This is a genomic window from Kitasatospora sp. NPDC047058 (genome assembly GCF_040643935.1).
In the GTDB taxonomy this organism is placed as follows: domain Bacteria; phylum Actinomycetota; class Actinomycetes; order Streptomycetales; family Streptomycetaceae; genus Kitasatospora.
On sequence record NZ_JBEYVJ010000094.1, the window covers coordinates 1 to 25,893 of the forward strand.

The following is a 25,893-nucleotide window of genomic DNA, read 5'->3' on the forward strand; positions in this document are numbered from 1 at the left end:
GCGGGCCGGGCGTCGTGACCAGGCCAAGACCCGCCCCCCGGGGACGGGGGCGGGCCCGGTCGGGCGCTGCGGTTCTTCTAGGGGCCGTCCGGCGGCGGGGGGCCGTCCGGCGGCGGGGCCGGGGCTTCCGCCGGGAGGCGGGCCGCGATGAGGGTGCCGGCCGCGACGACCCCCGCCGTGACGAGCAGGGCCGCGCGGTAGGGACCCGGTTCGGCGGTGTGCGGGCCGTCCTCGGCGAGGGCGCCGATCAGGGCGGCCGTGACGGCGATGCCCAGGGCCCCGCCGAGGGTGCGGACGATGGTGAACAGACCCATCGCCCGGCCCATCGCGGGCGGCGGGACGTCGGCGAACCCGGCGATCTGCAGGGTGAGCACGGCGGTCCCGAGGATCAGGCCGATGCCGAACATCAGGGCCCGGACCGCCCAGGCGTTCCCCCCGACGCCCGGCACGGCCAGCGCGGCGAGGACCAGCGCGGCGAGCAGCAGGGCGGGCACCGCGAGCCGGCGCGGGCCGGTCCGGGGCAGCAGCCGGTCGACCACCTGGGAGGCGGCCATCAGGCCGATCGCCTCCGGGAAGACGCTCAGGCCCGCGTCCAGGGCCGACGCCCCGAGGGCGGCCTGGTAGAGCAGCGGGAAGACGAACAGCGCGCCCATCAGCCCGGCGGCGGTCAGCAGGGCCAGCCAGGTGGCCGCCCCGAAGGCGCGGTCGGCGAGCAGCCGCAGGTCCACCAGAGGGTCCCCGGTGCGCAGCTGGTGCCGGACGGCGAAGCCGAGCAGCAGCACGCCGAGCACCCCGCCGGTCGCGACGGCCGGGGAGTCCCAGCCGTGCGCCGGGCCGAAGCCGAGGGCGTAGGTGAGCAGGCCGAGGCCGGGGGTGGCGAGCAGGAAGCCGGTGGTGTCGAAGCGGCCGGCCGCCTCCTCGTCCTGGTCCCGCAGCCCGAACAGGCCGGTCAGCACCGCCGCCGCCCCGATCGGCACGTTGACCAGGAACAGCCAGTGCCAGGAGAGGTGTTCGGTGAGGAAGCCGCCCAGCGGCGGCCCGAGGGCGGGCATCAGGGCGGTCGGCACGATCAGCACCTTGCCGAGCCCGGCCCGCTCGTGCGGCGCGAAGGCGCGGAAGAGCAGGGTCATCCCGACCGGGGTGAGCAGCCCGCCCGCGACGCCCTGGACGGCCCGGGCGGCGGACAGCGTGCCGAGCCCGGGCGCGGCGGCGCACAGGGCGGAGGCGAGGGTGAAGGCGGACAGCGAGCCGAGGAAGACCCGGCGGACCCCGAACCGGTCGCCGAGCCAGCCGGCCACCGGCAGGCCGACGGCCAGGCCGACCAGGAAGGCCACTTCCACCGCGTTGGCGGCGGAGACGGGGCGGCCGAAGTCCCCGGCGATCGTGAACAGTGCCGGGTTGACGATGGTCGAGTCCAGGCCGTTCATGCACATCGCGGCCGTGTAGACGGCCACCACCGCGACGCGCCCGGCGAACAGCGGGCGCGGCGCGGGGGCCCCGGCCGTGGCGGCCGCGGTGTCGTCGGCGGGGGCTTCCGGGCCGGCTCCAGCGTCGATGTCGGCTCCGGCGTCGGCTGCCGCGGTGTCGTCGGCGGGGGTCACCGGACCGGGCACAGGTCGGTCCAGTTCGCGGTGATCCGGTCGAGGGCCTCGGCTCGGGCGCAGGGGCCGTGGGCGACGGTCCAGCCGGCCGGGACGGCGGCGAAGGCCGGCCAGAGCGAGTGCTGGCCCTCGTCGTTGACCAGGGCGAGGAACTCGCCGTCACCGTCGAAGGGGTTGGCGGGCGCGTCACTCATGGGTCGGGTTCTCCTGGGGTGCGGTGCGGTCGGCGTGGCCGGTGTGGCCGGGGCGGTCGGTGTGTTCGGGGCGGTCGGTGTGGCCGAGCCGGGCCAGGTGGCCGGCGATCACGCGGGCGATGTGCGCGATCGGTTCGGGCAGGGTCATGTCCTTGTGCGAGCAGGCCACGTTCGTGTTGTCGATCCGGCCCGTGACGTAGGGGGTCCAGAGCTCGGGCACCAGGGTCTCGTCGATGGTGTCGACGGTGGCCCGGAAGAAGAGCACGTCGCCGTCGAACGGGCGGTGGTCGTAGCCGCGGACCAGGTGGTTGGTGTTGAGGTAGATCCGGTTCAGCGCCTCGACCGTCGCGTCGCCCAGGCCGGCCAGCGGGCTGCCCTCGCGGCGCAGCAGCTCGGTGACGTGGGCGAGTTCGAGCGGGCGGCCGTCGAGGTCCTCGGGGCCGTAGCCGCCCATGGTGAGCAGGGCTTCGAGGGCCTCGGCCTGGTCGGGGACGGGCAGCTCCCGGAAGCCCTCGGCCGGGTAGGCGTCCAGGATGGCCAGCAGCTCGACGGTGCAGCCGAGTTCCTGGAGCCGGACGGCCATGGCGTGGGCGATGATGCCGCCGGTGGACCAGCCGAGCAGGCGGTAGGGGCCGTCGGGCTGGACCTCGCGGAGCCGGTCGACGTAGTGGGCGGCGAGTTCCTCCATGGTCCGCGGCAGTGGCAGTGCGGCGGTGGCGGCGCCGACGCCCTGGGCCTGGAGTCCGTAGATCGGGACCTCGGTGGGGAGGTGGCGGATCAGCCCGGTGTAGCACCAGCTGAGGCCGCCGGCCGGGTGGACGGCGAACAGCGGGGCCGGCCGGCCGGGGGCGCTGGGCCGCAGCGGCAGCAGGACGTCGAGCGCGTCGGCGGCCCGAGCGGCGTCCCCGGTGGCGTCCGCGCCGGCGTGTTCGATGACGGAGAGCGCGGCGTCCAGCGCGGCGGGCGTCGGGGCCTGGAACAGCGTGCCGATGCCGGCCTCCAGCCCGAGCACATTGCGGATCCGGCCGGCCAGCCGGACGACCAGCAGCGAGTGGCCGCCGAGGGCGAAGAAGTCGTCCTCGACCCCGACCGCGGGCAGGCCGAGGACCTCGGCGAAGAGCTCGCAGAGCTGCTGCTCGCGGGGGTTGCGCGGGGGCCGGCCACCACCGCTCGCCGGGGCGTCGGGGGCGGGGAGGGCGCGCCGGTCGAGCTTGCCGTTGGCGGTCAGCGGCAGCTTGTCCAGCAGGACGACCGCGGACGGGACCATGTGGACGGGCAGGCCGGCCGCCGTGTGGGTGCGCAGTTCCTCGGCGGTGACGGCGTGCACGGACGGCGCGGGGACGGCGTAGCCGACCAGGCGCTTGTCCCCGGGCACGTCCTCGCGGACGATCACGGCGGCGTCGGCGACGTCCGGGTGGGCGGCCAGCGCGGCCTCGATCTCGCCGAGCTCGATCCGGAAGCCGCGGATCTTGACCTGCTGGTCGGCACGGCCGAAGTACTCCAGGACGCCGTCGGTGCGGCGGCGGGCGAGGTCGCCGGAGCGGTACATCCGGGTGCCCCGCTCGCCGAAGAGTTCCGCGTACGGGTCGGCGACGAAGCGTTCGGCGCTGAGGGCCGGGCGGCCGAGGTAGCCGCGCGCGAGGCCGGCGCCGGCCACGTACATCTCGCCGGTGACGCCGGGCGGGACGGGCTGGAGGTGCCGGTCGAGGACGTAGACCCGCAGGTCGGGGATGTTGACGCCGATGGTGCTGCTGGTGCCGGCGGCGGCGCTCGCCCGGTCGAGGGCGATGTGGGAGACGTGCACGGTGGTCTCGGTGATGCCGTACATGTTGACCAGGACGGGCGCGTCGTCGGCGTGCCGCTGGTACCAGTCGTCCAGGCGTGCGAGTTCGAGCGCCTCGCCGCCGAACACGACGTAGCGCAGGGCGAGTTCGGTGCCCGGGCGGTCCCGGTCGGCGGCGCTGAGCTGGTAGAAGGCGGACGGGGTCTGGTTGAGGACGGTGACCCGCTCGCGGGCGAGCAGGTCGAGGAAGGCCGCCGGGTCGCGGCTGACCAGGTGCGGGACGACGACCAGCCGGCCGCCGTGCAGCAGGGCGCCCCACAGTTCCCAGACCGAGAAGTCGAAGGCGTAGGAGTGGAAGAGCGTCCAGACGTCCCCGGCGCCGAAGCCGAACCAGTGGTCGGTGGCGGTGAACAGCCGGACCACGTTGTGGTGGGTGACCGGAACGCCCTTGGGCCGGCCGGTCGAGCCCGAGGTGTAGATGACGTACGCGACGTCGTCCGCGGTGAGCGGCCGGGTGCGCTCGTGCTGGGCCAGCGGCGTGGCCGGGAAGCCGGCCGCCTCCGGGCCGTCGACCAGGAGCAGGGGCACCTGGTGGGCGGGCAGCCGGGGTGCGGTGGCGGTGTCGGTGAGCAGCGCGGCGGGTGCGGCGTCGGCCAGCATGTAGGCGAGCCGGTCGGCCGGGTAGTCCGGGTCCAGCGGCAGGTAGGCGGCGCCGGACTTGGCGACCGCGAGCAGGGCGACGACCAGGTCGGGCGAGCGCGGCAGGGCGAGCGCGACGATGGTGCCCGGGCCGATCGACCGCGCCGCCAGCAGGCGGGCCAACCGGTCGGCTCGGGCGGCGAGTTCGCGGTAGTCGAGGGTGGCTCCGCCGTAACTGACGGCGGTGGCCTCCGGGTTGGCAAGGGCTGCGGCCTCGAACAGCTCGGCCAGGGTGGCCCCGGGGGTGGAGGTGACGGGCGTGCCGTTCCACTCGACCAGGGCGCGCCGCCGCTCCTCGGGGCTGGTCAGCGGGAGCAGGCCGATCGCGGTCTCGGGCGCGCTCGCGGCGGCGGTCAGCAGCCGGGCGAGCCGGTCGGCCAGCGCCTGGACGGTGGCCGCGTCGAACAGGTCGGTCCGGTACTCCAGGAAGCCGGCGATGCCGCCGCCGCGCAGCTCGCCCGCGTTGAGGGTGAGGTCGAACTTGGCGGTGCCGGACGGCACGGCGCCGATCCGGGCGGTGAGTCCGCCGCCGAGCGCGAACTCCTCGTCGGGGACGCTCTGCCAGGCCAGCATGACCTGGAACAGCGGGTGCCGGGCGAGTGAGCGCGGCGGGTTGAGCTCCTCGACCAGCCGGTCGAAGGGCAGGTCGGCGTGGTCGTACGCGCCGAGGACGCTGGCGCGGACGCGGGCCAGCAGCTCGCGGAAGCTCGGGTCGCCGGAGGTGTCGGTGCGTAGGACCACCGAGTTGACGAAGTAGCCGACCAGCGCGGCGGTCTCGTCGGAGTCGCGGCCGGCGACCGGAGTGCCGACGGGGATGTCGGTGCCGCAGCCGTGCCGGGTGAGCAGCGCGGCCAGGCCGGCCTGGACGGCCATGAAGACGCTGGTGCCGGTGGCGCGGGCGAGCGCGGTCAGGGCGGCGTGGGCGTCGGCGTCGAGGGCGAACGGCACGGTGGCGCCGTGGTGGCCGGCGACGGCCGGGCGCGGGCGGTCGGTGGGCAGGTCGAGCTGGTCGGGCAGGCCGGCCAGGGCCTTGCGCCAGTGGTCGAGCTGGCGGACGGCGAGCGGGCTGGGCGCCGCGGCGGTGCCGAGCAGCTGCCGCTGCCAGGCCACGTGGTCGGCGAACTGCACCTCCAGCGGGGCGGGTTCCGGCGTGCGGCCGGCCCGGCGGGCGCTGTAGGCGGTGGCCAGGTCGCGGGCCAGCGGGGTGGTGGAGGCGCCGTCGCCGGCGATGTGGTGGAGCAGCAGGAGCAGGGTGTGCTGCTCGGGGCCGTCCGTGAACAGGCCGGCCCGCAGGGGCGGTTCGGCGGCGAGGTCGAAGGAGTGCCGGACGGCCTCGGCGAGCGACCCGCCGGTGTGCAGGGGGACGTCGGCGGGCGGCAGCACGCGCTGGTACGGCTCGCCGCCGGACGGGCCGGCGGCGGACGGCTCGCCCTCGGCGGGTTCGACGTAGACGGTGCGCAGGATCTCGTGGCGGGCGGCCAGGTCGGTGACGGCCTGCGCGAGGGCAACACGGTCGAGCGGACCGGTGAGGGTGAGGACCAGGGGGATGTTGTAGGTGGGGCTGGGGCCTTCGAGCCGGTGCAGGAACCAGAGGCCGCGCTGGGCGGGCGAGAGCGGCAGCCGGTCCGGGCGCCGGGCGGGCCGCAGCGCCGGGCGCGGCTCGGGCGCGGAGCGCTCGCGCAGCAGGGCGGCGAGCGCGGCCGGGGTGGGGTGGCGGAAGACGTCGGCGAAGCCGACGGCGGTGCCGAGACTCTCGCGGATCCGGGCGGCGAGGCGGCCGGCCAGCAGTGAGTGGCCGCCGAGGTCGAAGAAGGACGCCGACCGGCCGGGCGCCCCGGCCAGGCCGAGGACGGCCGCGAACAGCCCGCCGATGACCTCCTCCTGCGGGGTGGCGGGGACGTCGTCGCCACCGGCCGCGGCAGCGGGCGCGGCAGCCGGCTCGGGCAGGGCGCGGTGGTCGAGCTTGTCGTTGGCGGTGCGCGGGAGTTCGTCCAGCACCAGGACGGCGGCGGGCACCATGTGGTCGGGCAGCCGCTCGGCGAGCGCGGCGCGCAGGGCGGCCGGGTCGAGCTCGGCCCCGGCGGCGGGGACGGCGTAGCCCAGCAGCCGCTTGCCGTGCGGTCCGGGGCGGGCGATCACCACGGACCGCTCCACGCCGGGGAGTTGGCCGAGGACGGCGGCGATCTCGCCGGGTTCGATCCGGAAGCCGCGGATCTTCACCTGGTCGTCGGCGCGGCCGAGGAACTCCAGGGTGCCGTCGGCGCGGCGGCGGGCGAGGTCGCCGGTGCGGTACATCCGGCTCCCCGGAGGGCCGAACGGGTCGGCCGGGAAGCGCTCGGCGGTGAGGTCGGGGCGGCCGAGGTAGCCGCGGGCCAGGCAGGCGCCGGCCACGTACAGTTCGCCGGTGGCGCCGTCGGGGACGGGGCGCAGCGAGCCGTCCAGGACGTAGGCGCGGGAGCCGCGCACCACCCGCCCGACGGGGGCGCCGTCCGCGCCGGGGGTCCAGGTGTAGGCGTCGACGGTGGTCTCGGTCGGGCCGTAGAGGTTGAGCGGGGTGAGCCCGTCGACGGCGGTGAGGCGCCGCCAGAGCGCGTCGGGGGTGGCCTCGCCGCCGACCGCGACCACCGCCGGGCGGTGCCGGGCGTCGTCCAGCAGGCCTTCGGCGATGAGGACTTCGAGGTACGAGGGGGTCAGGTCGAGGTAGTCGATCCGCTCCCGGTCGACGTAGCCGGCGAGGGCGGCCGGATCGCGGTACGTCTCGTCGTCCAGCAGGTGCAGCTCGTGGCCGTGGACCATCCAGAGCACCGGGTCCCAGGAGGCGTCGAAGGCGAAGGAGGCGCTGTGGGCGACGCGCAGCTGCGTCCGGCCGGTGCGGCGGACGGCGGGGGCGATGTGGTCCTCGCCGTGGCCGGCGTGCAGGTTGGCGAGCGAGGCGTGGGTGACCACGACGCCCTTGGGACGGCCGGTGGAGCCGGAGGTGTGCAGCAGGTAGGCGGTGCCGTCGAGGTCCGGACCGGGGAGGGCGGTGGCCGGCCGGGCGTCGATCGCGGCGCGGACGGCGGGGTCGTCGAGGGTGACCGCGGGCCGGTCCCCGCCGCCGGGCAGGGCGGCGAGGGCGTCCGCGGTGCCGACCGCGCAGACCGGCCGGGCGTCGTCCAGGATGTCGGCGATCCGCTGCCGGGGGTGGGCGAGGTCGAGCGAGAGGCAGGCGCCGCCGGCCTTGAGCACGGCCAGCATGGCGACCACGGTGCCGGCGCTGCGCGGCAGGGCGAGTGCGACGGGCGTCCCGCCGTGGACGCCGAGGGCGGCCAGGTGGTGCGCGAGGCGGTTGCTCGCGGCGTCCAGCTCGGCGAAGGTGAGAACGGTTCCGCCGCTGCGCACGGCGACGGCGCGCGGGGTGCGGGCGGCCTGCCCGGCGAACAGCGCGGGCAGGGTGCGGGTGACGGCGGGTTCGTCACGGCCGGCGGTGGCGCGGTGCAGCGCGGTGGTGTCCAGCAGGTCGATCCGGGCGATCGGCGTCTGCGGGTCGGCGAGCAGCAGGCCGGCGAGCCCGTCGAGGTAGCGCAGCAGGCCGTCCCGGTGCGCGGCGAGCGAGGGGGCGTCGTAGCGGCCGGGGTCGGCGTCCAGGCCGATGCGCAGTGCGCCGTCGGGGCCGGGCGAGACGGCGAGGGCGAGGTCGTCGACCGGGCCGGCGGCGAGGTTGCGGACGGTGCCGGGAAGGCCGGCCAGGTCGAGGTCGCGCTCGAAGGCCTTGATGTTGACCAGCGGCCCGAACAGGGCACGCCGCCCGCCGGTGAGGGCGAGGTCGCGGCGGAGGTCCTCCAGCGGGTAGCGCTGGTGGCGGCGGACGGCGCGGAGTTCCAGCACGACGCGGCGCAGCAGTTCGGCGGCGGTGTCCTGCGGGCGGACGGCGAGGCGCAGCGGCAGGACGTTGGCGGCGGCGACCGGGGTGCGCAGGGCGGCCGGGCCGCGGCGGTTGGCGAGCGGGAGGCCGAGCAGCACGTCCTCGGTGCCGGAGAGGCGGTGCAGGTAGCCGGCGGTGGCGGCGATGACCAGCTCGGCCCAGGTGGCGCGGACGGCGCCGGCGGCGCTCTCGAACCGGGCGAGCGTGCCGGTGGGGAGGTCGGCTGCCTGGCGGAGCAGTTCGGCGGGGGTGGCGGTCGGGGTGACGGGGGCCGCGGGGGTGGGTGCCGCTGTGGGCGTGACGGCAGCGGGCAGTGTGGCGGGGGCTGCGGCGCCGGCCAGCCGATCGCGCCAGAAGGCCTGGTCGGCGGCGTAGTCGGGGCCCTCGCGGTAGGCGGCCTCTTCGGCGGCGGCCTCGGCGGGGGTGGCGAAGCTGCGGCCGGCGGGCTGCTCGCCGGACACGTGGGCGGTGTAGAGCTCGGCGACCCGGCCGCCGAGCAGGGTGAGCGCGTAGGCGTCGACGGCGAGGTGGTGCACCCGCTGGTACCAGCAGTGGCGGTCGTCGGCGAGCCGGATCAGGGCCTGGGTGAAGAGCGGCCCCGTGGCGAGGTCGACCGGCCGGGCGAGGTCGGCGCGCATCCAGGCCTCCGCCTCGGCGTCCGGGTCCTCGGCGGCGCACAGGTCGAGCCGGTGCAGCGGCCAGGCGTGGCCGGGGCGTAGCTGCTGGCGCGGGGCGCCGTCCTCGCCGGCGGTGACCACCGCGGAGAGGGCTTCCGCCTCGCCGACGGCCTGCCGCAGGGCGGCTTCGAAGAGGTCCGCGTCGAGCGGGCCGGTGATCTCGACGGCGTCGCCGGTGTTGTAGACCGGGCTGTCGGGGTCGAGCGCCTGCGCGTACCAGATCGCCGCCTGGGTGGCGAGCAGCGGTACGTCGGCTGCGGCGGGGACGGCGACGGGGTCGGACGCGGCCTGGTGGCGACGCATGGTTCTGAGAGCTCCTCGGGTCCGGCGAAACGGAACGCCTACTTAGGTTAGCCTAAGCTATCTTCATATCGACTCATCACCAGCCCGCCGGAACGCGGGCCCTGACGCCCCCGGAGGCGCCGATGTCCCCCCTGAACGCGAGCCGACCCGCGCCACCCCCGGGCGCCGTGGACGGCCGGGAGGGCCTGGCGGGCCGGGAGAGCCCGGAGGGAAGGGCGGGCGTGAACGGCCCTGACGGGTTCGACGGCCTGAAGGCGGCCGTCCGCGAACGCGTGCTCGCGCACCGGGACGCCCTGCTCGCGCTCAGCCGCCGCATCCACGCCCACCCCGAGACCGCGTTCGAGGAACACCGGGCCGCCGCCTGGTGCGCCGAACTGCTGCGCACCCACGGCTACGCGGTCACCGCACCCGCACACCGCCTGGAGACCGCGTTCACCGCGAGCCTCGGCTCCGGACCGGTCACCGTCGCCGTGGTCTGCGAGTACGACGCCCTGCCCGGGCTGGGCCACGCCTGCGGCCACAACCTGATCGCCGCCGCCGGCCTCGGCGCCGCGCTCGGCCTGGCCCCGTACGCGGACCGGCTCGGGCTCACCGTCCGGGTGATCGGCGCGCCTGCCGAGGAACGCGGCGCCGGCAAGGCGCTGCTGCTCGACGACGGGGCGTTCGCCGGGGTGGACGCGGCGATGATGGTCCACCCCTGCCCGGTCGAGGTCGCCGACTTCCGCTCCTTCGCGCTCGGCACCCTCACCGTCCGCTACACCGGCCGCGCCGCCCACCCCAGCCTCAACCCGCACGAGGGCCGCAACGCCGCCGACGCCCTCACCGTCGCACAGGTCGCGCTCGGGCTGCTGCGCCAGCAACTGCCTCCGCACTGGCGGGTGCACGGCATCACCACCGCCGCCGGGACGGCCCCCAACCTGATCCCGGACACCGCCACCGCCGAGTACGAGATCCGCACCTCCGCCGCGGAGGACCTGGCGGCCCTGCGCGAACGGGTCGAGGACTGCTTCCGCGCGGGCGCGCTCGCCACCGGCTGCGAGGTCGAGCTGACCCGGCCCGAGCCGGACTACCTCGACTTCCGCAGCGACGCCGGGCTCCTCGCCCTCTGGCGGAGCAACGCGGCCGCGCTCGGCCGGCCGGAACCGGTGGAGAGCGGGCCGTTCGCCTGCACCGACATGGGCAACGTCTCGCACGTCCTGCCGGCCATCCACCCGGTGCTGGACATCACCGGCGGCGCCTGCGCCCCGCACGAGGCCGCCTTCGCCGAAGCCGCCGTCTCCCCCGAGGCGGACCGCGCCGTACTGGACGGCGCGGTCGCGATGGCGTGGACGGCGGCCGACTTCGCGGCGGCGCGGAACGGCTGACGACCGACGGAAGACAATCGACGACTGACAGCTGACAACTGACAGATGTTGAAATCTGTCAGTTGTCAGTTGTTCGCCGTCATCTGTTACCTGCCCGCTGCCGGTTGTCGACCGTCGGCCGTCGGCCGTCAGCCGTTCGGGGTCACCCGTGCATCGCCGGCTGTGCGGCGGCGAGCGCCGCCGGGGCTGCCCGGAGCGCGGTGACGCCCAGCTCGCGGACCAGCCGGCCGACCTCGGCCGGCCGGTCCGGGTCGGTCAGCACCAGCGCCGCGCCGGTGCGCAGCGGCCAGAAGAACTCCCAGAGCGGCAGGCCGAGTTGCAGCACCCGGTCGCCCACGCCCAGCCCGTACGCGGCTTGCAGGTTCCGCACCCGGCGGTCCACCTCGGCGTGCGCCACCGGGACGCCCGTCGGCCGGCCGCCCGGGCCGTAGGCGAGCCAGACCGGGTGCTGCGGGGTCAGCGCGCGCGGCGGGTCGGTCGCCAGCCGGGCCGCCACCTCCTCCGCCCGCGGCCGGACGGCACCGGGCACCCCCTCCCCCAGCACGCAGACCGGCGAGGCGTCGGCCAGCAGCCAGGCGAGCCGTCCCGGCGCGTCGTCCGGGTCCAGCAGCAGGAACGCCGCACCGGACTTGGCCACCGCCAGCAGCGCCGGGACCAGCTCGGCCGGGCGGGTGAGCGCCAGGCCGACGACGGTACCGGGGCGGGCGCCGAGGCCCGCCAGGTGCCGGGCGAGCCGGTTCGCGGCCGTGTTCAGCTCGCCGTAGGACACCGTCGGGCCGTCCGGCAGCACCAGCGCGGGCGCGTCGGGCGTCCGGGCGGCCTGCACCTCGATCGGGCCGACCACCGTGGTGGGCGGCCGCTTCACCCGCGCCTGCGGGAGTACCGGAGCCTCGGCCGGGTCCATCAGGACGCGCCCAGCAGTTCGGCCCAGGCCTCGATGGCCGGCTTCTCGGCCAGCTGGACGAAGGCCACCTCCGCGCCCTCCGCCCGCCACCGCTCGGCCAGCGCCATCAGGCGCACCGAGTCCAGCCCCCAGTCCGCCAGGTTCTCGTCCAGCGGGATGTCCGCCGGGTCCTCGCCGAGCAGGTCGGCCACCTCGGCCCGGATGCGTTCCACGGTGAAGGCCATGCCCGTCACTTCCCTTCGAGTGCGGCGTCGGTGCTGGTGACCAGGCCGCAGCGGCCGGCCATCCAGGCGAGGGCGGCGCGGTGCTCGTCCGGGCCGAAGTCGGCGACCGCGTCGGCCACCACGAACGCCTGGACGTCGCGCATCCAGGCGTCGCAGGCGGTGGCCTGCACACCGATGTGCGCGTACACGCCGGTGATCACCAGCTGGTCGCGGCCCTGCGCGCGCAGCAGCTCGGCCAGCTCGGTGCGGACGAAGGCGCTGTACTTCCACTTGGTGAGCAGGACGTCGCCGTCGCCGGGGGCGACCGCGTCGGCGATCGCCACCGCGCGCGGGTCGTCCGGGATACCCGGGCCCCAGAAGTCCTGCTGGAGACCGCGCTGTTCGGGGCTCTGGCCGCCGGGCTGCGCCGAGTAGACGACCGGGATGCCGAGGCGCTCGGCCTCCGTGCGCAACCGGCCGATGTTCGCGAAGAGTTCGGTCACCGGCGCGGCGCCGGTGTCGAAGGCGTCGAGGAAGTGGTTCTGCAGGTCGTGCACCAGCAGGACAGCGCGCGACGGGTCCACCGTCCAGGAGACCCGGTTGGCGGGCAGCTCGTCGGCGGCGGGCATGGGATAGGAGGGGATGCGGGGCAGGCCCACGGCGGTGCTTCCTTAACTCTGGTTCGGGGTGGCGGGGTTGGTGAGGGTGGCCGCGATGGCAGCCCGCAGGTCCTTCTTGCTGACCTTGCCGATTCCGGTGGCGGGGAAGGCGTCGACGAACTCGACCCGGTCGGGCACCTTGTAGTCGGCGAGGCCGCGCTGTCGCACGAACCGCTTCAACTCGACGGACTTCGGGGGATGTTCGCGGGCGCTGTCGCGCAGCACCACGTAGGCGCAGGTCCGCTCGCCGAGGTAGGGGTCGGGCATCGAGACCACGGCTGCGTCGTGCACGGCCGGGTGGGCGAGCAGGTGGTTCTCGATCTCCTCGGCGGCGACCTTCTCGCCGCCGCGGTTGATCTGGTCCTTGGCCCGGCCCTCGACCACCAGGTGGCCGGTGGCGGTCCGGCGGACCAGGTCGCCGGTGCGGTAGAAGCCGTCCGCGGTGAAGGAGCCGGCGTTGTGCGCGGGCGCGTTCCAGTAGCCGCGGATGGTGTACGGGCCGCGGGTGAGCAGGTGACCGGTGGTGCCGTCGGGCAGGTCACGGTCCTGGTCGTCGACCACCCGGACCTCGTCGTCCGGGGAGATCGGCCGGCCCTGGGTGGTGACGATCACCTCCTCCGGGTCGTCGAGCCGGGTGTAGTTGACCAGCCCCTCGGCCATCCCGAACACCTGCTGGAGCGTGCAGCCCAGCACCGGGCGGACCCGGCGGGCCGCCTCCTCGCTGAACTTCGCGCCGCCGACCAGCAGCACTTCGAGGCTCGCCAGCCCCGGGTCCTCACCGGCCGCCCGGCGCCGCTCGGCGGCGTCCAGCCAGAGCAGCGCCAGCGGCGGCACCAGGCCGGTGATGGTCACGCCCTCGCGCTCGATCAGCGGGAAGGCCGTCTCCGGGTCCGGCTGCGGGCAGAGCACCACCCGGCCGCCCGCGTACAGCGTGCCGAGCGAACCCGGCGAGCTGAGCGGGAAGTTGTGTGCGGCGGGCAGGACGCAGAGGTAGACGCTCCGCTCGTCCTGGCCGCAGATCTCGGCCGAGCCGCGCAGCGAGTAGATGTAGTCGTCGTGGGTGCGCGGGATCAGCTTCGGCACGCCGGTGCTGCCGCCCGACAGCTGGAGGAACGCGACGTCCCCGGGCCCGGGTTCGGGCTGCATCCCGGCCGGTGCGCCGGACGGCACCCCCTCGGTCGGCACCCCCTCGGACGGGGCTCCCTCGCCCGGTACCCCCTTGGCCGGTCCCGCGGTCGGCGCGTCCGCCGGGACGTCGGCCAGCCGGACGTGCTCGCCCGGGTCCTCGCCGGCCACCAGGACCAGCCGCAGCGAAGGCGTCTCCGCCCGGACCCGGCTCGCCAGTTCGCGGTAGTCGAAGCCGCCCTCGACCCCCGGGATCACGTAGCCGGCCGCTCCGGTGAACGAGCAGAAGTAGGAGACCTCGGTGTAGCGGTGGGCGGGCAGCGCGAAGACCGGCAGCGCGCCGATCCGGAAGAGCGCGAAGACCACCTCGAAGAACTCGGCCACGTTGGGGAGTTGGACCACGACCCGGTCACCCCGGCCGAGGCCGCTGGCGCGCAGGCCGGCGGCCATCCGGTCGGCCCTGCGGTCGAGTTCGGCGTACGTCCAGCGGCGGCCGCCGCCGGCCCCGTCGGGGCTGCCCGGCCCGCCGGGGTCGACGATGGCGATCCGGTCGGGGTGCGCGGCCGCGCGCTCGCGCAGCATCGCCCCGAAGGTCTCGCCACGCCAGTGGCCTGCCGTGCGGTAGCGGTCGGCGAACTCGGCCGGGTAGGGGGTGAATCCGGCCAGCACCTCGGCCATCGGCCCGGCGGTCGCAGCGGCCAGCGCGTCGGCAGCCGGCGCACCGGTCACGGTGTTCTCGAAGCTGCTCATCGCGGCACCCCCGCGGCGTCCAGGAAGGTACGGAACTTGGCGCTGGTCTCGGCCAGTTCGGCCTCCGGCCGGGACTCGGCGACCACGCCGGCCCCCGCGTACACGCGCAGCGTCCGCTCGTCGGCCTCGGCGCAGCGCAGGGTGACGACCCACTCCCCGTCGCCGTCCGCGTCGCCCCAGCCGACCATGCCGGCGTAGAGGCCGCGGTCGAAGGGCTCGATCTCGCCGATGGCCTGCCGGGCCAGCGGCGTCGGGGTGCCGCACACGGCCGGGGTCGGGTGCAGTGCGGTGGCCAGTTCCAGCGCGGAGACGGCCGGGTCTGCCAGCTCGGCGGTGATGGTGGTGGCCAGGTGCCACATCGCGGCGGTGCGGACCAGGGTGGGCCGCTCCGGCACGTCCAGCGTCCGGCAGTATGGCGCCAGCGCGGCGCGGATCGCGTCCACCACGACGGCGTGCTCGTGCAGGTCCTTGGGTGACTCGAGCAGCGCGGCCGCCCGGCGGACGTCCTCGCCGAGGTCGGCGCTGCGCGGGACCGACCCGGCCAGCGGATTGGCCAGCACCGCGGTGCCGCGGCGGGAGAGGAGGAGTTCGGGGCTGGCGCCGATCAGCGTCCGGCCCCGGCCGGCCGGGAGGGCGAAGGTGTAGCCGCCCGGGTCGCGGCGGGCCAGCCGCTGGAGGATCGCGGGGAGGTCGAGCGGCCGGCCGGCGTTCAGCTCCAGCGTGCGGGCCAGCACCACCTTGCTCAACTCGCCCGCGCGGAGACGCCGGACGGCCTCCGCGACGCCGGCGCCGTAGGCCTCGGGCGCGGGTACCGGGCGGACGTCCCAGTCGATCCGGTCGGCGGCCGGGGCGGGCAGTGCGATCAGCGGGTCGTCGCGCAGCGCACCGCACTCGCGGACCCGCGCGGGGACGGCGAGTTCGGCGCGGCTGTCGTGGTCGAACGCCACCGCGCCGACCACCAGCGGGCGTTCCACTCCGGCGCGGCGGGCCCGATCGAGCGTCTCGGCGACCCGGAGCGGCAGCGGGCGGGCGTCCTGGGGCACCCGGGCGTGCACGCCGTCGGTGAGCAGCGTGCGGGTCGGTGAGGCGAAGAACGCCTCGTCGGGCGCGGCCCGGTACTGGCCCAGCAGCCCGCTGGCCGCGCCGATGACGGTGTGGTCCGTCCCGGCGGGGGCGTGGTGCACCGTGGTCACCTGGATTCTCCCAGTCTGCGAGTGGCCGCCGGGCGCTGCTCGTGGCGCCGGCCGGCGGATGGTGTGGTTCGGGGGTGGGGGTGTGGGCGTCCGGCGGCCTTGTGGGCCGGGGCGGCCGTCCGGGCCCGGCCGGCCGGGGTCGGACGGTCGGGGCCGACCGGTCCGCGGCCGGTCCGCGGCCGGTCTGCGGTCGGTCTGCGGTCGGTCTGCGGCCGGCTCAGGCGCGCAGGGTGGCGCCGCCGTCCACGTACAGGTCGTGCATGGTGATGTGCCGCGCGCGGTCGGAGACCAGGAAGGCCACCGCCTCGGCGACGTCGGCGGGTTGGGCGATCCGGCCGAGCGGGATGCCCACCCGCCAGCCGGCCGGGTCGCCGTCGATGACCCGCCGCTCGGCGGCCTCGGCGTCGCCCTCCCAGAGCGCGCGCTGCATCTCGGTGTCGGTGGACCCGGGCGAGACGATGTTGCAGCGCACGCCGGAGCGGGCGAGCTCCAGGCCGAGGCAGCGGGTGAACATGGTGGCCGCGGCCTTGGACGCCGCGTAGGCGGCCATGCCGGCCCGGGGGACGCCGGCGGCGTTGGACCCGACGGTGACCACGGCCCCCGTGCGGCGTTCGGCCATCCGGCGGCCGACCGCCCGGCAGGTGTGGAAGACCCCGGTGGTGTTGACCGCGAAGGTGGCGGCCCAGTCCTCGTCGGTCAGTTCGACGGCGGGTGCCGGCCGGAGGATTCCGGCCACGTTCACCAGCACGCCGATCGGGCCGAGTTGACGCTCCACCAGGTCGACCGTGGCCTCGACGGCGGCCGCGTCGGTGACGTCCAGTACGTACGGGCGGACGGGACCGTCGCCCGCCGCACCCCCGCCCGCGAGTTCCCGGGCGAGCGAGGTGAGCGGGTCCGGGTTGCGGTCGACCGCCGCGACGACGGCGCCCGCGGCGGCGAGCGCGCGCGTCACGGCCGCGCCGATGCCCTGCCCGGCTCCGGTGACCATCGCGGTGGTACCGACCAGTTCGGACTGCAGCACAGGAAATCCCCTCCGACCAGCAACATTAGGCAAGCCTAACCTAACACAGGTGTTCGGATGTGCCGAGAGGGCGCGGAGCCCGGACGCCCGATCTGCCCGACCGTCAACTGCCGCCACAGCGACTGCCGCAGTCGGATCGTCGGCGGTCGGCGAATGTAGACGCAACGTTGCGTCCAGTGTTACCGTCCAACCGAGACGCACCGTTGCGTCTATGTTCATGCGCCCACCTTCACCGCATCCCCGAGGAGCACCCCATGAGGAGCACCCGCCCGCGGACCACCCGCGTGCCGGGCCCACTCGCCCGTGCCGCCGTCGCCCTGGCCTTCTGGGTCACCATGGCCGGCACCACCGTCCCGACCCCGCTCTACCCGCTCTACCAACACGCCTTCGGCTTCTCGCCGTTCATGGTCACGGTGATCTTCGCCGTCTACGCCCTCGGCGTCGTCGCCGGCCTGCTCACCCTCGGCCGGCTCTCCGACGAGGTCGGCCGCCGCCCGGTGATGGCCACCGCCCTGCTGCTCGCCGCGGCCGCCGCCGGACTCTTCGAGGCCGCCGACTCGCTGCCCTGGCTGCTCACCGCCCGGGTGGTCTCCGGCCTCGCCGCCGCCCTGATCACCGGCTCCGCCACCGCCGCCCTGCTCGATCTCGCCCCGCCCGAGAAGCGGCTCCGCGCCCAGACCCTCGCGCTCGCCGCCAACATGGGCGGCCTGGCCGGCGGCACCCTGCTCTCCGGCGTCCTCGCCGAATGGGCCGGCTCCCCTCTGCGGCTGCCCTGGACGGTGACGCTGGTCATCACCGCCGTCGCACTGCTGGCCCTGCCCACCGTCCCCGAGACGGTCGCCCGGAGCGCGCGCGGCGGCGTCCGCCTGCGGTTCCAGCCACTGCGCATCCCGGCCGGCATCCGGCCCGCCTTCCTGCGGGCCGCGCTCGCCGGCGGCTCCGGCTTCGCCGTGCTCGGCGTGCTGACCTCGGTCAGCGGCCTCTTCCTCGGCACCGTGCTGAACATCCACCACCACGCGCTGACCGGCCTGGTGGTCTGCCTCGCCTTCGCCGCCACCGCCTTCGGCCAGCTGCTCGCCCGCGTGCTGCCCAAGCCGCGCGCCCTGCCGATCGCCTGCGCCGGCCTGGTGCTGGCGGCCGCCCTGATCGCCACCGCACTGCTCACCGAGACGCTGCCGCCGCTGCTGCTCGGCGCCTGCGTCAACGGCCTCGCCACCGGCACCGCCGTCGGCACCGGCCTCGGCGCCGTCAACGGCGGCGTCGCCCCGCAGCAGCGCGGCGCGGCGGTCTCGACCTTCTTCGCCATCCTGTACGCGATGCTCTCGGTGCCGGTGGTCGGCGTCGGCGTCCTCATCCAGGCCACCGACCTGCGCACGGCGGGCGTCACCTTCAGTGCGCTGGTCGCCCTGCTGGCCCTCGGCGTGGCGGCCGGGCTGCTCCGGCGGACCGGGCCGTCGTACGCCCCGGGCGCCGCGGCCACCCGGCCGGCCGGACCCGCAGCGGAAGAGGCATGAGAGGATGAGGTCGACCAGCACCCCCGGCCGATCCCCACACCGGCCCGCCCGTGAGGACGCCAGCACCATCGCCGCCCAGCCCCGCACCGCCACCGGCAGCAGCGCGAACAGCAGCAGCCGCCGGAGCGAGGCCGCGCGCCTGGCCGTGCTCAACGCCGCGGACGACCTGCTGGTGGAACACGGCTTCGAGGGCCTCACCATCGAGGGCATCGCCGCGGCCGCCGGAGTCGCCAAGCAGACCATCTACCGCTGGTGGAAGTCCAAGGTCGACATCCTCTTCGACAACCTGGTCCTCGACGCCGGCTCCGGCCTGGTCTGGCCCACCGACCCGGCCGACCCCGCCGACCTGCGCTCGTACATCCACCGCTTCGCCGGCTTCCTCGGCGACGACCCGGCCGGCCGCGTCCTTCAGGCCCTCCTCGGTCACGCCCAACTCGACCCCCGTACGGCGGAGTTGCTGCACACCGGATTCCTCGACGAGCTCCGGGCCCGCGACATCGCGCACACCCGGGCCGCCCTGGGCGTCTCCGAGGACGAGGCCGCGGTACTCCTCGACGCGCTGCTCGCCCCGCTCTACCACCGCGCCCTGGTGCTGCGCCGCCCGCTCGACACCGCGTTCGTCGACGAGCTGCTCGACCAGCACCTCCCGCGCTGAGCGTTCCCGCTCCCGCGGTGCCGGACCGCCACGCGCGGCATCCTTCTCACTCAACTCCCTTTCAACCGGCCCGTGTCCACCTCCGGGCCCGCAGGAGTCATCATGTTCAAACGCCCCCGGCCGACCTACGACGTCACGGTCGGCGCGGTCACCCCGCTGACCTCCACCCTCCTCCGGATCACCTTCACCGGCCCCGACCTCGCCGGCCTGGTCATCGAACACCCCACCCAGTGGGTCAAGTTGGCCATCCCCGAGGGAGCGTCCCGGGCCTACACCATCCGCCACCACCGCCCCGCCGACCACGAGACCGACATCGACATCGTCCTGCACGGCAACGGCCCGCTCGCCCGCTGGGCGGCCACCGCCCGCCCCGGCGACCGCGCCCGCCTCGCCGGACCGCGCGGACGCCACCCCGACTTCGACGGCGCAGCGCACGTCCTCCTCGCCGCCGACGAGAGCGCCCTCCCCGCCGCGCTCACCATCCTCGAACAGCTCAGGCCGGACGTGGAGGTGTCCGCGTACTTCGAGATCGCCACAGCCGACGACACCCTGCCGCTCCCCGACCGCCCCGGCATCACCGCCACCTGGCTCCCGCGCAGCACCGGCCCCGGCACCTACGGTCACCCCAAGGGCTGTCTGCTCACGGAGACGTTGCTCGCCACCGACATCCCGCCCGGGACCATCGCGTGGCTCGCCGGCGAGTCCACGGGCATCGCCACCGTCCGGCGCCACCTGCTCACCGACTGGTCCCTCCCCCGCGACCACGTCCACGCCAAGGGCTACTGGAAGCACGGCGAGGCGGACCACAAGGGCTGAGACGAGGTGTCGCGGCCCGGTCGGCGGCCGGCGCCGCGGCACGCCCCGCAAGCAAAGAGACGCGAAGGCCGGCCGGGGGCGGCAACGCCCCCGGCCGGTGAGTACGCGACCGGCCGGCGAGCCAGGTCTCGACCGATCCCGGGTCGCCGGAGTCGAGCCGCGTCCCCGTCCGCACGCCGCGCTCCGCAGCCGCCCGCGCCCGCCATGGCCCGCGGGCGGACTCCGGCCCAGGGTCCCTGCCACCGTGGCGGACGAGGTGCGACCCTCGGCGGCCGGCGATGGCCCACGGGTCGTGGCGGGCGCGGGAAAACGCGCGTGCCGGCGGTCCGTCGAAGACCTATCGTGGGGCCGTGTGCATCCGACCCCAGACCACCCGCAGGCACTTCGTCTGCCTGCCCTGCCGCGTTTCGGTGAAGCGGCGGCCCGTGCCGGGGCGCAGCCTGTGCCCGCACTGCCAGGGCGAGTTGACCGACGCGGGGCAGGATCTCGCCGTGCCGAAGCGCCGGGACGACGCGGGGTGGCGGGCGCTGTCGGCCGTGCTCGCCGCCGGGGTGACGTTCCACTCCCGGTGCTGCGACGGGCCCGGCTGGCGGCCGCGGACGCCCCGCGAGGTACGGGAGCGGCTGGCGCTGGTACGGCGGGGCGGCGTCCGGGGCGTCCCGGTGGCGGAGGCGATCACCACCCGCGATCTGGACGAACTCAGTGCGCGGAGCCGGGCGCAGGGGCCAGGCCGGTGCAACCCCGCAGGCCGTCGCGCCGCTTGAGGGCGGCCTCGGCGGCGGCGCCGGTCTGCGGGACGGGCACGCCCTGGCCGTCGACGGTCGCGGGGGTGAAGGTCTCGTCGGTGACCTTGCCGGCCGGGCCGATGGTCAGCGTGGTGACGCCGGTCTCGTTGGAGAAGGCGTAGTTGGACGTGCCGTACCAGAGGAAGTTGCCGAAGCCGTAGCCGACATAGGTGTTGCCGAGCATGCCCGCGCCGAGCATGGTGTGCGCGTGCGTGCCGACCACCGCCGTGGCGCCGGCCGCCGCGAGCTTCTTGGCGATGGTGGTCTGGGGGCCGGTGGGGCAGGCCTTGCCCTCGTCGCCCCAGTGCAGGTACACGAGGACGACGGGGGCCTGCTGCTTCGCCGCTTCCACCGCCTTGACCAGGGCGACGGCGTCCAGCGCCGAGGCGATGCCCGGCTTGTTGGCGCCGGCCCGCCACTTCTGGTTGGTGATGTCCTCGACCTGGCTGGCCGCGACCACCGCGACCTTCACCCCGCGCACGGTGGTGACGTACGGCGCGTACGCCTCCTTGGCGTTGCGGCCGACGCCGACGACCGGGATCGGTGAGGACTCCTTGGCGGCGAGGGTGTCGGCGAGGCCGTCCGCGCCGAAGTCGACGGCGTGGTTGTTGGCCATCGAGACGACGTCGACGCCGGAGTCCTTGAGCGCGGTGAGCGCCTTGGGCGAGGTGCGGAAGGTGTAGGTCTTCGGCTCGGGGGCGCCGCGGTCGGTGATCGCGGTCTCCAGGTTGAGCACGGCGAGGTCGGCGTCGGAGATGGTCGTGGAGATCGGGCCGAGGGGCAGTTCGGGGGCCTTGACCGCGAGCCGGGACTCCGTCCGGCCCTCGAAGTGGACGTCGCCGGCGAAGGCGACCGTGATGCTGCCGTCGGGGCGGGGCGCCGCGGGGCTGCCGGCGGGCGCGGTGCCGGCGGCACTCGCCGTGGCGGACCCGCCGGCCGCGGGCGGGGCGGCGTCGGCGGCCTTGGCCGGGGCCGGGTCCGGGTCGTCCGGCCCGCAGGCGGCCAGGGGTATCAACCCGAGCAGCAGTGCGACGGCGGCCGCGACACGGCGCATATGAGATCCCCCCGGGGTCGGTCCAAGAGCGGTCAGCCTACGCCACTCCCCCGCGCGGCCTTCGCCCTGCCTCCACACCGTGTTCGCCATCGTTCGGCGGCGTCCGGACCCGGGCCCGACCAGCCGGGTGCCGCCCGGGCGGGCCTTGATCCGACATGATGATCCGACGTGCCGATCGCGGCGGCCGGCACGGCGGTTGACGGCCGGCCGCTGACAGAATTCAACTGACAGACAACAGAGGACAGATAACAGAAGACGGATGACAGATAACAGATGACAGATTCTGTCAGCCCAACCCCGGGCACCCCCACCGACCCCACGGACGACTTCACCCCCACCCAGCGCGCCCGCGGCCGCGCGCTGCGCCGGTCCCAGCTGCCCTGGGCACTCGGCGGCCGGCTGGCCGGCCTGGCGCTGACCCTGATCCTCGGACTGACGCCCGCCGGAGCCGGCCTGGTCTCGGGCGTGGGCGACTGGTTCGGCGGCTCGTGGACGGCGGAGGTGCTGGCCGGAGCGGCCGCACTCGTCGTCCTCGGGCAGGCCGTGCAGCTGCCGTTCGGCGCAGGCGTGCGCACGGTGCGGATCCGGTACGGCCTGGTCACCCAGGGCTGGGGCGGCTGGGCCGTGGACGCACTGCGCGGGCTGGCGCTCGCCCTGACACTGACCCTTCCGGTCGCGCTGGGCCTGTTCGCCCTCACCGGCCGGTCACCGGAGTACTGGTGGATCCCCGCGGCGGGCGCGGCGGCGCTGCTCACGGCGGCGCTCTCGTTCCTCTACCCGCTGCTGGTCGAGCCGGTCTTCAACCGCTTCACGCCGATGCCGCCGGGCCCGCTGCGCAGCGCGCTGCTCGGGCTCGCCGAGCAGGACGGCATCCGGGTGCGGGACGTCCTGGTGGCGGACGCGTCGCGGCGGACGACGGCACTGAACGCCTACGTGTCCGGCCTGGGCGCGACCCGCCGGATCGTCGTGTACGACACGCTGCTGTCCACCGCCGAACCGCGCGAGGTGGAGTTGGTGGTGGCGCACGAGCTGGGGCACGTCAAGCACCGGGACGTGCTGACCGGCACGGTGCTGGGCGCCGTGGGGGCGGCCGTGGTGGTGGCCCTGCTCGGCGGCCTGTCAGGCTGGGCCCCGCTGCTGTCGGCGGCCGGGGTGCCGGACGTGTCCGATCCGCGCGCGCTGCCGATGCTCGCCGCGTGCGCGGCGCTGCTGGGCGCCCTGTCGGGCCCGGCCCAGTGCGCGGTGAGCCGCCACGTCGAGGTCCGGGCGGACCGGCACGCCCTCGAACTCACATCGGACGCCGAGCAGTTCATCGCGATGCAGCGCAGACTGGCACTGGTCAACGTGTCGGACGTCGACCCGCCGCGGGTGCTTGAGCTACTGTTCGCCACTCACCCGAGCGCGACCCGCCGGATCGCGGCCGCCCGCGCCTGGGCCGCGGCATCGGCGCACAACGCAGCGGCCGCCGACTGAACGGCACCGCCGAACCCCGAAGAATCGTTGTATAGTGCAACAAAATTTCCCGAGGAGGTAGGCCCGCCGTGCCCGGCCGCGAGACGTCGATCGACACCATCCAGCGCGAGCTGACCGCCTTCGCCCGGCGTGCCCGCCACAAGGCCAGCCAGCTCCACCCGGACCTCTCCCTGGTCACCTACAGCATCCTCGACCTGATCAACGAGCGCGGCGGCTGCCGGGCCGCCGACGTCGCCATGCACTTCATGCTGGACAAGTCCACCGTCAGCCGCCAGGTCACCGCGCTGGAGAAGCTCGGCCTGCTGCGCCGCGAGACCGACCCGGACGACCAGCGCGGCCAGATCCTGCGCGCCACCGAGGCCGGCCTGACCCTGCTGCGCGAGGCCAACGAGCAGCGCCGGGCGTCCTTCGCCGCCCGCTTCACCGACTGGTCGGACCAGGACGTCGCCCGCTTCGCCGACTACCTGGCCCGCTACGGCGCCGAGGACTGACACCCACGGGCCCGGGGCGCCCCGGGCCGCGGGCGGGCGGCGGCCGACGTGCGGCCCACCGCCCGAACGGTGTACAGAGGAGAGGTGCCACATCGGCAGCGTCCTCGTGACCGCCGCCGGCCGCGGCGGCCCGGCCGCCACGCGCTGACGGTACTGCCGCTCGCACTGATCGCGGCGATCACCGTCGTCGACGTCCTCGCTCCGCCCGATATCCACCTGGGCCCGCTGCTGATCGTCGCCCCCGCGATCACCGCCTCCTTCGCCGGCGCCCGGGCCACCACCGCCGTCGCCCTGCTCTCGCTCGCCGCGCTCACCGTGATCGGCCTCCTCCGCGACGGCCTCACCACCGCCAACCACGAGACCCAGCTCGGCGCGCTGCTCGCCGTCTCGGCCCTGATCGTCGTCCTGCGGGTGCTGCGCGACCGGCACGAACGGGAGCTGGCGCAGGTCCGCTCGGTCTCCGAGGCGGCCCAGCGCGTCCTGCTGCGCCCGCTGCCCGACCGGATCGGGCCGCTCCACCTCGCCTCCGTCTACCTGGCCGCCGAGGCCGAGGCGCAGGTCGGCGGGGACCTCTACGCGGCGGCCCGCACCGCCACCGGCACCCGGCTGCTGGTCGGCGACGTCCGCGGCAAGGGCCTCTCCTCGCTGGGCGACGCGGCCCTGCTGCTGGGCGCGTTCCGCGCCGCCGCCCACCTCCACGCCGACCTTCCGGAGCTCGCCGGGTACCTGGACGGCAGCGTCTGCTGGGACCTCGCCCAGCTCGCCGAGCAGAGCCGGCTGCGCCGGGCCGGGCCGCCCGCACTGGGCGGGGCGGACGGCACCGGCGCCGACCCGGGCGCGGACGACAGCGGCGAGTCGTTCATCACCGCCGTCATCCTGGACATCCCGGACGACGGCCGGACACTGCGCCTGATCGACTGCGGCCACCCGCCCCCGCTGCTGCTGCACGCCGGCACCACCACCGCGCTCAACGCCCGCCGCCCCGCGCCCCCGCTCGGGCTCGGCGAGCTGGCCCCGACCGCGTACGAGGTGGAGGTGTTCCCGTTCCTGCCGGGCGACCGGCTGCTGATCTACACCGACGGCGTGATCGAGGCCCGGGACAGCGAGCGGCGCTTCTACCCGCTCGCCGAGCGCGTCGCCGCGTGGCACACCGAAAGTCCGGCCGCGCTGCTGCAACACCTCCGGCACGACCTGCTCGCCCACGTCGGCGGCCGGCTGGACGACGACGCGGCGATCGTCGTGGTCGAACGGCTCACCTGAACCGTCCCCGCCGGAGCCGGCCGCTCAGGGCTTGTAGGGCAGCTGCGGCACGTCGAAGCAGGTGGTGGTCATCGACGCCACCTGGGTGACCCAGCCGCCCCGGCCGCCCTCGGCGGCGTCCTGCCAGCGGGCGGCGTTGAGGCAGGCCCGGGTCGGACCGGACGGCGGCGGCTCCGGCACGAAGGAGGCGGGCAGGATCAGCCCGTGCGCGTCGTACGGCTCGGTGCGGTCCATGAACCGCCCGACGCAGGCCCGGGTGAGGTCCGCGCCGCAGGAGTCCATCGCGTCGGTGAGCCACTGCGCGCCCGCCCAGCCCTCCAGCTCCCAGGCCGAGAGCAGCGGCTCGCGGTCGGGGTAGTAGCGGGCCATCGCGGTGCGGAACTCCTGCACCGCCGGGTACTGCACGTCCTCGTAGTTGAGGCTGGACGAGGTCGCCCAGAGCACGTTGCGGCAGTTCGGCGAGGCCTGGTAGTCGGTTCGGACGGTCTCGGACCAGTTCTGCACGTTGGTCACCTTCGCCGTGACCTTCACCCCGCCGTCGTCCAGCGCCCGGCAGAGCGCCGCGTTGCCCCGGGTGTCCATGGCGTCGAACAGCAGCTGGGAGCCGTCGGCCCGGACGGCGGCGGCCACCGCCTGGAAGTTCGGCAGCGCGAAGTCGACCGTCTGGACCAGCACCCGGTAGCCCTCCGCCTCCAGACCGGCCTTCAGCTGGGCGGCGTAGCGGGCCGAGTCGGCCTGGTTGTAGGCGACCACGGCCGCACTGCGGGCGCCCAGCCGTTCCTTGAAGAAACGGAACACCTCGGTGCTCTGGTAGAGCGTCCCGTTCCAGCCGACGGCGTTCCCGTCGCGCGGCGCGCTGCTGCCGTAGATGCCGTACAGGTGCGGCCAGCGCTCGTACGCGGTGCCGATCGGCTGGCTGCCGACGTCCGGCACGCCCTTCTCGCTCACGTACGGGGCGCCGGCGTAGTCCAGCACGCTGCCCGCGACGAACGCGAAGACGTGCTCCTGGTCGATCAGGCGGTGCACGCAGTCCTGGTTGCCGATGCCGCTGCCGCCGTCGTCGCAGGTGACCGCCTTGACGGTGCGCCCGTGCAGGCCGCCGCGGTCGTTGAGCGCCTGGACGAAGGCCAGCGCGCCGTAGCGGGGGCCGCTGAACACCTCGCTGCCGACCGGGCTGGTCAGCGAGGTGACGATGCCGACCCGGATCTCGGTGGGGGTGACGCCGGTGTCGGAGGCGGGGTTGCCGCCGCCCGGGGTGCCGCCCGTCGTGCCGCCCGCCCCCGGTGTGGGGCGGTGGCCGAAGGCGCTGTCCGGCAACCGGGTGCCGCAGGCGCCCGCGCCGACACCGGTGAGCAGCAGGACGAGCAGCAGGGCGAGCAGCGGGACGGTCCGCCGGCGGGCGCGCCGGGGCGGCCGCCGGGGCACCCGGCCAACGGAGCAAGTTGTGCCCCCCCGCGGCCCGGCG

The 25,893-nt window shown here is 75.6% G+C and carries 18 protein-coding genes; 7 read left to right on the top strand and 11 right to left on the bottom strand.

Annotated elements, in window-relative coordinates; translation table 11 throughout:
* Positions 1-77 precede the first annotated feature (77 nt).
* From ABZ885_RS16970 to ABZ885_RS16980, 3 genes are read right to left on the bottom strand one after another with little or no spacing between them, the layout of a single operon-like run.
* Entirely contained in the window at positions 78-1,601 is a 1,524-nt protein-coding gene (locus ABZ885_RS16970) for a DHA2 family efflux MFS transporter permease subunit (RefSeq protein ID WP_360188416.1), read from the bottom strand.
* Positions 1,598-1,795 (bottom strand): MbtH family protein, encoded by a 198-nt coding sequence (locus tag ABZ885_RS16975; protein ID WP_360188418.1) that lies wholly within the window; start codon positions 1,793-1,795, stop codon positions 1,598-1,600. Before ABZ885_RS16975 ends, ABZ885_RS16970 begins: the two co-directional genes overlap by 4 nt.
* Positions 1,788-9,161 (bottom strand): amino acid adenylation domain-containing protein, encoded by a 7,374-nt coding sequence (locus ABZ885_RS16980; RefSeq protein ID WP_360188420.1) that lies wholly within the window; start codon positions 9,159-9,161, stop codon positions 1,788-1,790. The genes ABZ885_RS16975 and ABZ885_RS16980 overlap by 8 nt, the downstream gene beginning before the upstream one ends.
* 221 nt (positions 9,162-9,382) lie before the next feature.
* On the opposite strand from ABZ885_RS16980, the gene ABZ885_RS16985 reads away from it, so the two are divergent.
* Positions 9,383-10,525, top strand: a complete 1,143-nt coding sequence (locus ABZ885_RS16985; protein ID WP_360188421.1) for a M20 family metallopeptidase — start codon at positions 9,383-9,385, stop codon at positions 10,523-10,525.
* A gap of 142 nt (positions 10,526-10,667) precedes the next feature.
* Here the strand turns inward: ABZ885_RS16985 and ABZ885_RS16990 are convergent, their stop codons facing one another.
* The 6 genes from ABZ885_RS16990 to ABZ885_RS17015 all read right to left on the bottom strand — a co-directional run bounded on the left by ABZ885_RS16990 (position 10,668) and on the right by ABZ885_RS17015 (position 16,380).
* The gene (locus ABZ885_RS16990) at positions 10,668-11,429 is read right to left on the bottom strand and encodes an AMP-binding protein (RefSeq protein WP_360188423.1); all 762 of its coding nucleotides are present in this window, start codon (positions 11,427-11,429) and stop codon (positions 10,668-10,670) included.
* Complete coding sequence (locus ABZ885_RS16995; protein ID WP_360188425.1) at positions 11,429-11,653, bottom strand: phosphopantetheine-binding protein; 225 nt, start codon at positions 11,651-11,653, stop codon at positions 11,429-11,431. Before ABZ885_RS16995 ends, ABZ885_RS16990 begins: the two co-directional genes overlap by 1 nt.
* A 5-nt stretch (positions 11,654-11,658) precedes the next feature.
* On the bottom strand, positions 11,659-12,291 hold the full coding sequence (locus ABZ885_RS17000) for an isochorismatase family protein (protein WP_360188427.1): 633 nt from the start codon (positions 12,289-12,291) through the stop codon (positions 11,659-11,661).
* Between the two features lie 12 nt (positions 12,292-12,303).
* Positions 12,304-14,094, bottom strand: a complete 1,791-nt coding sequence (locus ABZ885_RS17005) for an AMP-binding protein (RefSeq protein WP_360188453.1) — start codon at positions 14,092-14,094, stop codon at positions 12,304-12,306.
* A 68-nt stretch (positions 14,095-14,162) separates the two neighbouring features.
* Entirely contained in the window at positions 14,163-15,365 is a 1,203-nt protein-coding gene (gene dhbC, locus ABZ885_RS17010) for an isochorismate synthase DhbC (protein ID WP_360188456.1), read from the bottom strand.
* 211 nt (positions 15,366-15,576) lie between these two features.
* Entirely contained in the window at positions 15,577-16,380 is an 804-nt protein-coding gene (locus ABZ885_RS17015; protein ID WP_360188429.1) for a 2,3-dihydro-2,3-dihydroxybenzoate dehydrogenase, read from the bottom strand.
* A gap of 254 nt (positions 16,381-16,634) precedes the next feature.
* Here ABZ885_RS17015 and ABZ885_RS17020 point away from each other — a divergent pair, with 254 nt between their 5' ends.
* From ABZ885_RS17020 to ABZ885_RS17030, 3 genes are all read left to right on the top strand, one after another.
* Entirely contained in the window at positions 16,635-17,894 is a 1,260-nt protein-coding gene (locus ABZ885_RS17020; protein WP_360188432.1) for an MFS transporter, read from the top strand.
* A 4-nt stretch (positions 17,895-17,898) separates the two neighbouring features.
* Positions 17,899-18,549 carry a TetR/AcrR family transcriptional regulator gene (locus ABZ885_RS17025; RefSeq protein WP_360188435.1) on the top strand — a complete coding sequence of 217 codons (651 nt, stop codon included), beginning with the start codon at positions 17,899-17,901 and terminating at the stop codon, positions 18,547-18,549.
* 102 nt (positions 18,550-18,651) lie between these two features.
* Positions 18,652-19,365: a siderophore-interacting protein gene (locus ABZ885_RS17030; RefSeq protein WP_360188438.1), complete on the top strand. Its 714-nt coding sequence runs from the start codon at positions 18,652-18,654 to the stop codon at positions 19,363-19,365.
* Between the two features lie 699 nt (positions 19,366-20,064).
* Here the strand turns inward: ABZ885_RS17030 and ABZ885_RS17035 are convergent.
* Positions 20,065-21,204 (bottom strand): CapA family protein, encoded by a 1,140-nt coding sequence (locus tag ABZ885_RS17035; RefSeq protein ID WP_360188441.1) that lies wholly within the window; start codon positions 21,202-21,204, stop codon positions 20,065-20,067.
* Positions 21,205-21,477: 273 nt separating this feature from the next.
* Here ABZ885_RS17035 and ABZ885_RS17040 point away from each other — a divergent pair, with 273 nt between their 5' ends.
* The 3 genes from ABZ885_RS17040 (at position 21,478) to ABZ885_RS17050 (ending at position 24,428) form a co-directional block, all read left to right on the top strand.
* Positions 21,478-22,677 (top strand): M48 family metalloprotease, encoded by a 1,200-nt coding sequence (locus ABZ885_RS17040; RefSeq protein WP_360188444.1) that lies wholly within the window; start codon positions 21,478-21,480, stop codon positions 22,675-22,677.
* Positions 22,678-22,745: 68 nt separating this feature from the next.
* The gene (locus ABZ885_RS17045) at positions 22,746-23,168 is read left to right on the top strand and encodes a MarR family transcriptional regulator (RefSeq protein ID WP_360188447.1); all 423 of its coding nucleotides are present in this window, start codon (positions 22,746-22,748) and stop codon (positions 23,166-23,168) included.
* Positions 23,169-23,252: 84 nt separating this feature from the next.
* A complete protein-coding gene (locus ABZ885_RS17050) occupies positions 23,253-24,428 on the top strand; it encodes a PP2C family protein-serine/threonine phosphatase (protein ID WP_360188450.1) in 1,176 nt (391 codons plus the stop codon).
* Between the two features lie 24 nt (positions 24,429-24,452).
* On the opposite strand, the gene ABZ885_RS17055 is transcribed toward ABZ885_RS17050, so the two are convergent.
* Positions 24,453-25,808: an ABC transporter substrate-binding protein gene (locus tag ABZ885_RS17055; protein WP_360188459.1), complete on the bottom strand. Its 1,356-nt coding sequence runs from the start codon at positions 25,806-25,808 to the stop codon at positions 24,453-24,455.
* Between the last annotated feature and the right edge of the window lie 85 nt (positions 25,809-25,893).